The sequence below is a fragment of the Pedobacter sp. 01T416_2 genome (genome assembly GCF_056398925.1).
Genome location: NZ_JBFTQI010001127.1, coordinates 1 through 1,323 on the forward strand (window position 1 = coordinate 1; position 1,323 = coordinate 1,323).

Genomic DNA, 1,323 nt, shown 5'->3' on the forward strand with positions numbered 1-1,323 from the left:
AGCCTGTACTGTTTGGTTCTCAATAGCGATACCTCCAAAAATTTACCTCCATCAGTATAAGCGAAGAAAGCTACGTTTTCGTTTTTTTCTTTTATCACGGTAACGCCGCCATTTTGGTTTGCAAGTGCGTTAGTTACTCGCTGATTAAAAATGGTTTTCTTTTCGCCGGTTTGGTTACTTAAAAATACATTTTCAAGAGATTCCCTTTCAGAAGGAACAAGTTTTCCTATAGTGAAATTATTGCCCGAAAGCTTGTCTGGGTAATAATCAATAGAATTTAAGGTTAAGTCAATTTCTGATACAAAATCTATTGGGCGGACAATGCTGATGCCAAATTGCTCAAGTACATCTTTGCGATGCATCAGTATACCTTCATCTAAGGTAACAAAATATGGAAAGCCAGATAGGATAGCCTCTGTAATCTGTCTCCTATCAGATTGGTCATTGTCTGTTTTGCCCTTGTATATTTTTAACAGCTCGCCTTCAAATTCAGGCATTATGCTTTTATCTATATTAAGCTCCTGGAAGTGTTTTAAAAAAGCTTTACTACGATTACGCCGCTCTGTATTTTGGTCACGGAAGATTTCGTTTGTTGTCTCGCTGGTTCTAAAGTATTCTACTTCCGAGGCCAGCCAGTCACTTTGGAGGGCCAGTATTTCTTGCTTGGTGCGCTCGTCAAGGTCCGGTTCCATCATTTTTGCTATGATGTTGAAGTCTAAAACAGCATTAACCTTGTCGGTGGTGATGGCCGAAAATAGATCTAAAGTGCCGAAACTATACCACCATGTGATTAAATGGACGCTTTGGTCACTTCCCCTGCTAGGTAGCTGCCCCTTAGGGGTAAAGCCGTAACGTGTCCAGAATGCAATTGCATTTTTATAATCTGTCCGGCAGTTAAGGCGTATCCCCCTGGACTGATTCCGAAAATTTTCAACAAGTTTATTGATGAGAAGATCTGATATTCCCTTGCCCCGGTGTTTTCTGTCAATGCATAAATGAACAATACTTAGGCATTGGGTTTTCTGGGTAAATCTGAACTGTAAATAACCTTCGACCTTATCCTGAGATATAGATACTAATATCCACCTTTTTTTTATGGCCTGAACAAAAGCTCCTCTTGACATAAACCCAAGTGTTGCTCTGTCAAAACCCCATAATTTGTCGATCTCATCTAGGTGGTCGATCGTTGCAATTTTAATTTCTGAAAGCATAATTTAGATTGGCAATTGGCTAATTTAAGAAAAAATGGGGGGATGCAACTTCTGTATGCATTGATCTTTGAATTAATACTTATTTATCGCCTCCAGCTTCACAATACATCTG

1 protein-coding gene is annotated in these 1,323 nt (G+C 39.3%); it reads right to left on the reverse strand.

Annotated elements, in window-relative coordinates; genetic code table 11:
* On the reverse strand, positions 1-1,211 hold a 1,211-nt coding region (locus AC1DPQ_RS27945; RefSeq protein ID WP_477611597.1), incomplete at its 3' end, for a GNAT family N-acetyltransferase.
* Positions 1,212-1,323: the final 112 nt, after the last annotated feature.